We start from the raw sequence: 8,109 nt of genomic DNA, 5'->3' as shown, positions 1-8,109 counted from the left end.
ATCTATAAGCCCCCAACCTAAAGCTACAACAGGCATTATGTAAGTTACAGAAGAAGCAAATACAGGTGTAGAAATTTGCACCAACCTATTAAATAATACTTTTGCTAAAGCTGTACCAAACAAAGATAAAATAGTAACATACAATAACGCTATTTTTAAATTCTCATTATCAAGGGTTACTTCAGTAAAAAAACCAGTAAATATTAATACTATAAATGCAGGAACCATAATAGGCATAAAATTACCAACTGCTATAGTTAATGGTTTTACATCTTGTAAATAACGCTTAATAATATTTACATTAATAGCATACATTAATGTAGAAACTATAACAAAACCAGCATATAAATAATTTTGATTAGGATTTAAATTTGCGCCTTTTAATATTAAAATAGCTGTACCAACAAAACCAATAATAACCCCTAATATTTGGCGTTTACTTGTCCCTATTTTAAATATAGCAAGCCCCATTAATATTGTATTTAAAGGTACTAACGAGTTTAAAATAGAAGCTATAGCGCTATCTATTTCGGTTTCGGCAATAGCAAAGAAAAAAGCAGGAAAAAAAGAAGCTATAAAACCAGAAATAGTAATCCATTTCCAATCTTTTTTACTAATTGTTTTAATCCGTCTATAACCAATAGCTAACAAAAATAACCCTGTTATTATTACTCTTAAGGCTCCTAATTGATATGCAGTTAAACCTAATAAAGATTTTTTTATGAGTATAAAAGAAGTTCCCCAAATTAGCGAAAGCAACAGTAAATACCCCCATTTATAATTTTTGTTAGGCATGATGACTTGTTTAGTTATGCAAAAATGGAATTATTAACGCAATAAATAGATATAATTATTAATTTTGTAATCTATATTTTAATAATTAAATTCTATTGCTAACCATACTATAGAATAAAAACAATAATTTATGAAAGCATTAAAAAACATATTAGCCATTGCAATATTAACTTTAGTTACTTTTAACTGTAAAAATGAAGCAACTCAACCTGAAGTTAAAACTGTTGAAACTAACGTTAAGGTAGAAACTAAAAAAGCAACTTTAGACCCTAATGCAACTTATGCTAAAGCCGAATTTAAAATTGAAGGTATGACGTGCGCTATGGGGTGCGCTAAGACTATTGAAAAGAAAATGGCTAAAATGGAAGGTGTAAAGTCTGCGGTTGTAGATTTCGACAGACAACTAGCAATGGTCGAGTATGACAACGCAAAAGTAACACCTGTTTCTTTAGAAAAAACTGTTACTAGTGTTGCAGACACTTATAAAGTAAAGGACATGAAAACTGTAGATGCTTTTTCTAAAAAAGAATGTAAAACCGATTGCAAAAAAGAATGTTGTAAAAACAAAACGGAAGCAGAGAAAAAAGCATGTGCTAAAGATTGCAAAAAAGCATGTTGCACTAAAGTTGAAAAGGCTTAACTAAAAACATACATTGCAAAAAAAGGATTCGAAAAACGAATCCTTTTTTGTTTTTAATACCTTGCTTCAAGGTTAATTTAACTATTCTTTCTTTTAGCTCAGCTCATTGCTGGCAACTGTTTTTGTTTCTTCATTCATTTTGCCCATCCAATATGCTATTATAAATCCTCCAACAATTCCAGGAATAAACCAACCATAAAAGCTTGGAAAAAATTCGTTTACTACTACGAATGCAGTTGTTGCTGAAATGTAACCACCTATCATTTTCCCTAAATGCAATTTCAACCATCCCTTTCTCAACCGTTCAGGATTTTTAAATAACACTAAATCTCTCACAGAAAATATTATTCCGACAATTGCAAAAACGACAAGAATTGTATTTATACTTTTTGTTAATATAATTGGTAGTATAATCATTAAAATTCCTGTTGTAATCATAATAATTGCTATTAATTTGTCAATTCTCAAATCAGGGTTTTTCCTTTTAAAATTCAATGCTCTATTTCCCGTTAAAACAAAATATAGGCTAAAAATTCCAACTGCGAATAAAAATGGGCTTTCGTGATTGGGTAAAACAGCAACAATCATAGCTATTATCCCAGACAACATCATAGAGTAGAAAAAAATAAGCCCAGATTTTCTATGACTATTTTTTCCTTTTTTGACAATTAATGAAACCAGACCTGCAAGTAAAGCTAAACCACCAAATGTTGAGTGAATATATATTAATATTTATATCGTTTTTTCCATTTTTTAGTTTCTATTAAACGATTCAAAATTCAGATAATAAATTCATTCAATTTACTTTTATTTACTCAATTGTTGATTTTTAGTGATGAATTGGTCAAATAGTCAACAACTTTCCCCGACTATGAGTAATTGTGTGAGTTTGCACTTAACTTTTCGAGTACACACCGAACTTAAAGTCGTTGTGAGTTTTAAGTAATAAACTACAATAAGCAATTACATATAGTTATTATTGCGTACAGTTTTTAATTTCTTTTTGAAGTGTTCTTTATCATCAACACTAACTAATAGAGTCTTATATTTTCTCTTAATTCCATAAATAAACTCACATTCAATTTGGTCTTTCAATTTAATAACAGTATTAAATGATTCCATATCTCCTAATGCCGTGAATTGGCAAGCACTCTTTTTTGCATCATCACTTATTGTATTTGTGAATTCAATTTTTTCAATTTTTTCAAATAGGATATTTGTTGTTCCAAATAACCCCAATTTAAGTTCTAATGAATCTAAATGTAGTTTATGAGGTCTTCTTATAACAGCTTTTAAATGAGCAAAAAGCATAATGAAAGTATAGAGACTTAATATTGTCATCACCCATGCTATGATAATATTCCATTTAGCCAAAAGGAAATGAACACCGATAGTTTCAATTAGTATAACCATTAATATTCCTGACAATAAGGAGATAGTATCGTTCTTTTTATGATAACTAAATTCACTCTCTAAAATTGGTTTTGATTTCCAATTAAAAAAAGCATAATGTATCATTGCTAATTCAGACCCAAACAATTTGCCAAATAATTTGTTTTTAAATGCTTTTACTCCGCTGTCTTGAAATGCGGTTAAGTAATCAACTCTATCATTTGTTTCTTTATCTATACCGTTAATGGTTGTGTATGTAACATAAATAATTGAGCCTATTATAGTTAATTCAATTACCGGTAGTAGAACATAACGAAGGAGGTTGAAATGAAATTTTTCCGATTCTGGAATAATAAAATAGGCAGTTACCATACCAATTGATATAAACAATCCGACTATAAGTTTTGGCATTTTTCCTTTGGATATAAGGTAAAATAATACTGGAACAGTAAGGATTAAATCATACGTTATTCCTATGTAAAGTTCGGGATGCATTGTAGCATAACTAGATAAAGCCAAAGCTATTGAAAAGCATAGTATTAATAATGGAATACTGAAAGCTAAAATTCTCCTGTTTACTGTTAATTTTTGATTTATTTCCATTTCGTTTTTTAATGTCTAATCCTGAAATATATCTCGTAGCCTGTAAATTAGCGAATATTTTTCAGTTTAGGCACAAATAAAACTTTATTATCTCCTTTAGATTTTCAATATCATAATTACCTTTCCAATAATTCCGATTATAACTTCTATAGGCACTTCTTCTTTATCTTTATATTCGAAATCATTGGCTACCAATCTGCATGAAGTGAATTAATATAAATTTGTTTTTTACTTAAAAGTCCTCAAGCTTTTCCAAAAAGAGATATTTACTTGTTTATAATGGATACTGAGTATTGTCTAGTCAAAAATATGGATACAGGTTAAAATTGAATTTACACTAATAATTTACACTTCATATTTGAGGTTTTATAGCCTAAACATTGTATTGTTCCCGCGTTCTTTTCTCTGTTTAGTTTGGAGAATGCAGCCCAATTTTATTCCCTTCTGAGTCAATAAATAGTGCGTAATAACCACTTTCATCTGCGTGAAGTGACTTTGGAACAATTATTTTCCCTCCATTTTTCTCAACTTTATCAAGAATAATTTGAAGGTTAGCTCCACCGTTTAAATATATAGTAACACCGTTAGATGAAGGTTTATAGCCTTCTGCTCTAATAATAACTCCTGTAACTACCTGTTCTTCATAAGGAAATATTCCCATTTCCATTTCAGGCATTGTCATTTTCTCAATGTTAATGTCCAAAATTGCTTCATAAAAATTTACTGCCCTTGAAATATCTGTTGCAGGAATTTCAAAAATTGAAATATGACTTTTCATTTCTTTTGTTTTTTGATTAATATTGGATTCTACCGAAATAGTATCGGTTTTAGATTTGTTTTGGTTATTACAAGCTGTAATGCTAAGAGAAAGAATTAAGGCTGTACAAAATATGGATTTTTTCATTATTGTCCTGTTTGCATTGATATGACAAATTTAGATTACGCTCAAACATCAAAATTGTAAAAATGCGACACATAGGTTATTTATAGAAAAGGGTAGAAAGCGTCATATTTTCATTACCTATAAAGTCTTTTGGGTTAATACCAGTAAACTCCTTAAAGTCTTTTATAAAATGGGCTTGGTCAAAATATTTACTTTGGTATGCAATTTGGGTCAGGTTATCCGTCTTTTTGTTCAGCAACATTTTTAATGCAGTTTGTAATCGGATTACTTTACCCAACTGTTTTGGACTAACACCAATTTGTTTTTTAAAATTTCTTTCTAGTTGCCTCCGCTTTGATAAATCTTCTTTAAGAATTTCGCTTATAGAAGCACTGCCTTTTGTTGCTAAAAGGGTATCAATAGTAGCTTTCACAATATTATCTATTGTCGTTTTTTCATTTAACTTATCTAAAAGAAAATTTTCAATTATTTCTATTCGCTCGCTAGTATTAGCTGCCTCAATAATTTTTTCTTCCAATTGGTTTGCGGTATGCACTCCAAACAATAAGTCTAACGGTGTTTCTTTATTTGCTAAATTTTTAATAGGCATAGTAACAAAATTGGCAAAACCATAAGGATAAAAACTAATTGCAAAAGTGTTTACATAGCCTGTTGGCTCTATATAAAATGGTTCAATCGTTTGTCCAAGAACCATTGCTCGAGGTTGCAGTATAAATCTATTTTGCGAAGTATAACGCTTTATATCGTCTCCTAAAATAAATGCCATTTCTATACATCCATCGGGTATAATTCGTTGTCTTTTCGAATCGTTTTCGGCAGGAACTTCCAAAGTCCAATAACAACTTACAAGAGATTCTAAATCTGTATTGGGTTGGAATGTTTGATAGTTCATAGATAGATTAAGTGTTTTTTTTGAATAACACAAAACGTGTTCCTATACGGTTAGTTACATTGCTAGAACTAAGTTAGCGAAAGAAAATGAACAATTAACTATACAAATTGTTGGTAATAGTTATTTTCGATATAAATACAATAATCCATCATAAATTGCTCTTGATAAAACTGAGTGATGATTAGTATTTTTAATTGGATCAAATTTATAATTCAAGTTTTCAAGCTCTAATTCTGTAATAATTTTACTTAAATTATTGTTTGAGGTTTTTATTCCATTTATTTCTTCTCCACCATAACTATGATAAAGTTTTATTTCACTTTTTGATTTTTCCAATTTTGAAAAATTTCCTTTATCAACTAATTCAAACGAATTCCATGATAGTGATGCAGATATTAATAGTAAGTCTTGGAATAATTCGGGACGATTTTGTAAAGCATAAAACCCAAAAAGCCCTCCGAAAGAATGCCCAAGTAACCCTCTTCGCTTATTCAAATTAGGATATTTTTTTTCTATAAATTCAATTACTTCATTTTCTAGAAAGTTCAAAAATAAATTTGCTCCTCCTGTATTTTCTTCAGTTAGTTGATGCCCACCTCCTGTTTTGAGAGTAATTTTAATGTTGTTTTCTGGGTTTGATTTTTTTAAATCTTCTAAAAGTCCTAAATTTTTAAATGGTGAAGGGGTAAAGTCCATATCTCTTTGTTTATGCCAATCTTTTTCATTACCATTTAATGAAATTCCCACAAAAACAACATTTTCAACATAATCACAAAAATCTAGTATAGTATATGAGCCAAGAGTAATTTCGGTTAGCCAATACGCATCCAAATAGTAAAGTGTTTTGTACTTTTTATCTGTACTGTAATTTCTTGGAAAAGTTACTTTTAGTATATATTCATCTTTATCTTGTGAAGATATTTTATGGTTTTCTGTTTTATATCCTAATTCAGTTTCTTGTCCAAAAACATTTAGAAACATTATTAAAAAACCTATTAAAGCAATTTTATGTCTATTATTTGTCATTCTTTTTAATTATTGCCAATGTATTTGTATATGGTTTGTGCCTGTTTTAAGCACCTAATTTAGCAAATACAAACCGAATAGAAAATCCGCGAGGATTTTCGTAAGTTGGTTAGAACTAGCTATAAATTATATACGGTGTCAGCAATAGTTTTTATTTTTAATCTCCTTTTCCGACTGGAACTATGACAAAAGCAAAATCAATTTCATTCGGCACGCCATAATCAGTCAAATATTTTCCTCCAAGTCCACTAACTTGCGATTTTTTGTCCTCAACTTCAAGCCCATATGTTTCTCCGAACATGAACTTAACTCCATTATCTAATTTAAGAGTATCTGTATCTGAAACGTTGAATACTTTAAATTCCCTTGGTTTAATAATTAAGTCTTTTATAATTCCAATATTTTCCGTGGTTTCGTTGTAAAGAAAAACCTTATATTTTTTTCCTGTTTTATTGTACTTCGCTGGTATTATTGAAATTTCAGTTCCTTTTTCGATAAAGGCGTTTCCGTGCGAATCAGTCCACTTTTTTTCTTTTGGCTTTTCCATTGGGTCAAAACCGTACATAAATTTATTGAGTTGACCATTCGAATTTTCCAGTCCAACAATATCCATTAATTCCTCAAAATACAGACAAACTCTCTCTCTATCCTCTCTATCTAATTCCAGATAAATATCCGCAAACCTCGAAAGTCCAATTCCGATTTTTTCTTGATACTTTTTATCAGTCGGTTTTTCAGATTCTGCAACATTCTTAAAATCAATCGCAACTTTGTTTATTTTTTCCGTGAAAATTGGTCGCATTTTTTCGTCTGCAATTCCAGAATAGAAACTCGGATATGGTTGTTCAACAAACTTTTTCTTTGCAATGAATTCCGAAAATTTTTCATTCACATTTTCTGGTGTTTTCATTTCAGTTGCATTTTGTCCGCAAGCAGATAATGTCAATAGGGTTAATAAAATTTGAATGTATTTCGTCATTTCTCAAATTATTGCCAACGTCTTGGCTATGGTTAGTGCTGGAATTAAAAGTAATGAACTTTCGATTAAGCACTTAGCCAAAACTTTTTTATATTGTTTTATCTTTTTCTTAATAAAGCCAAATCAAAAAGATTTGGTGGACTTTGTTATTTAAACATATTTTTGATTCTATACCAAAACCCCGTATTAACTATAGGTTTTGTTGTAGCTAGTGCTTTTAACTGTTTTCAATTCGGAAGAGTTTGTTATCTTCTGAGAGTTCTAATATAAAATTGTCAGGATCATTTAATTCAACTGGTAATTTGTCTTTTAGTATTGATGCAACAAATTGAATGTCATTTTCATTTACAAACTGAGCTATTTTAACTAATTGGTTATCGTGCATTAGCTCTTTCTTGTCATTCAATAGAAAATCCATACTTGGCATTTCTTCATTCCTAGCAAAAAGTATGTAAGCAATATCGAAACAAGAAATTTCTCCTTGTTTTTTACCCGAACTAAAATTTGTGTTGAAAGCTGAAAATTTATATAATCGTTGTCCTTTTCTATTTGTTACTTTTTCGTATTTCAATGCGTATTTCTCGTCATAAAGGTATTCAGAAACTGATGAGAAATATTTGTTGAATTTATTTAATTGAGTTTTTACTTTTTCTTCGAATTCATCAGAGAATAATGCTTCATCGATTTCTTTTAATTTATCATTATAAGAACTCAGATTGTCTTCAACTTCCTGTAGTTGTTGAATTGTATTTTCATATTCTCCTTTTAATCTGTACTTCTCAGTTAATTGGCTAATCAAAAGTTCTAATTCTTCAAATGAGTCGCTTTTTGCAATAACCTTAGATAAGTTTGATTCTTGACCTTGCAAGGTATTAAGT

9 protein-coding genes are annotated in these 8,109 nt (G+C 29.6%); 1 reads left to right on the top strand and 8 read right to left on the bottom strand.

The window, feature by feature from the left end:
* On the bottom strand, window positions 1-795 hold a 795-nt coding region (locus tag ACVC2P_RS04370), incomplete at its 3' end, for a DMT family transporter (RefSeq protein WP_452597267.1).
* A 130-nt stretch (window positions 796-925) separates the two neighbouring features.
* Here ACVC2P_RS04370 and ACVC2P_RS04365 point away from each other — a divergent pair.
* Window positions 926-1,435: a cation transporter gene (locus ACVC2P_RS04365; RefSeq protein ID WP_452597266.1), complete on the top strand. Its 510-nt coding sequence runs from the start codon at window positions 926-928 to the stop codon at window positions 1,433-1,435.
* 93 nt (window positions 1,436-1,528) lie between these two features.
* Here ACVC2P_RS04365 and ACVC2P_RS04360 read toward each other — a convergent pair whose 3' ends face one another.
* From ACVC2P_RS04360 to ACVC2P_RS04330, 7 genes are all read right to left on the bottom strand, one after another.
* Window positions 1,529-2,023 (bottom strand): DUF2306 domain-containing protein, encoded by a 495-nt coding sequence (locus tag ACVC2P_RS04360; protein WP_452597265.1) that lies wholly within the window; start codon window positions 2,021-2,023, stop codon window positions 1,529-1,531.
* A gap of 375 nt (window positions 2,024-2,398) precedes the next feature.
* Window positions 2,399-3,322, bottom strand: coding sequence for a hypothetical protein (locus ACVC2P_RS04355; protein WP_452597264.1), 924 nt, complete (start codon window positions 3,320-3,322; stop codon window positions 2,399-2,401).
* Window positions 3,323-3,839: 517 nt separating this feature from the next.
* Complete coding sequence (locus ACVC2P_RS04350) at window positions 3,840-4,334, bottom strand: VOC family protein (RefSeq protein ID WP_452597263.1); 495 nt, start codon at window positions 4,332-4,334, stop codon at window positions 3,840-3,842.
* A gap of 76 nt (window positions 4,335-4,410) precedes the next feature.
* Window positions 4,411-5,226 carry an AraC family transcriptional regulator gene (locus ACVC2P_RS04345; protein ID WP_452597262.1) on the bottom strand — a complete coding sequence of 272 codons (816 nt, stop codon included), beginning with the start codon at window positions 5,224-5,226 and terminating at the stop codon, window positions 4,411-4,413.
* Window positions 5,227-5,346: 120 nt separating this feature from the next.
* On the bottom strand, window positions 5,347-6,252 hold the full coding sequence (locus ACVC2P_RS04340; RefSeq protein ID WP_452597261.1) for an alpha/beta hydrolase: 906 nt from the start codon (window positions 6,250-6,252) through the stop codon (window positions 5,347-5,349).
* A 157-nt stretch (window positions 6,253-6,409) separates the two neighbouring features.
* Window positions 6,410-7,162, bottom strand: coding sequence for a DUF4844 domain-containing protein (locus ACVC2P_RS04335; protein ID WP_452597260.1), 753 nt, complete (start codon window positions 7,160-7,162; stop codon window positions 6,410-6,412).
* Between the two features lie 286 nt (window positions 7,163-7,448).
* Window positions 7,449-8,109 (bottom strand): DUF2326 domain-containing protein (locus ACVC2P_RS04330; RefSeq protein ID WP_452597259.1); only part of this gene is annotated, 661 nt, incomplete at its 5' end.

It is taken from the genome of Pontimicrobium sp. MEBiC01747 (assembly GCF_053601635.1).
This window is presented reverse-complemented; position numbering and strand designations above follow the sequence as displayed.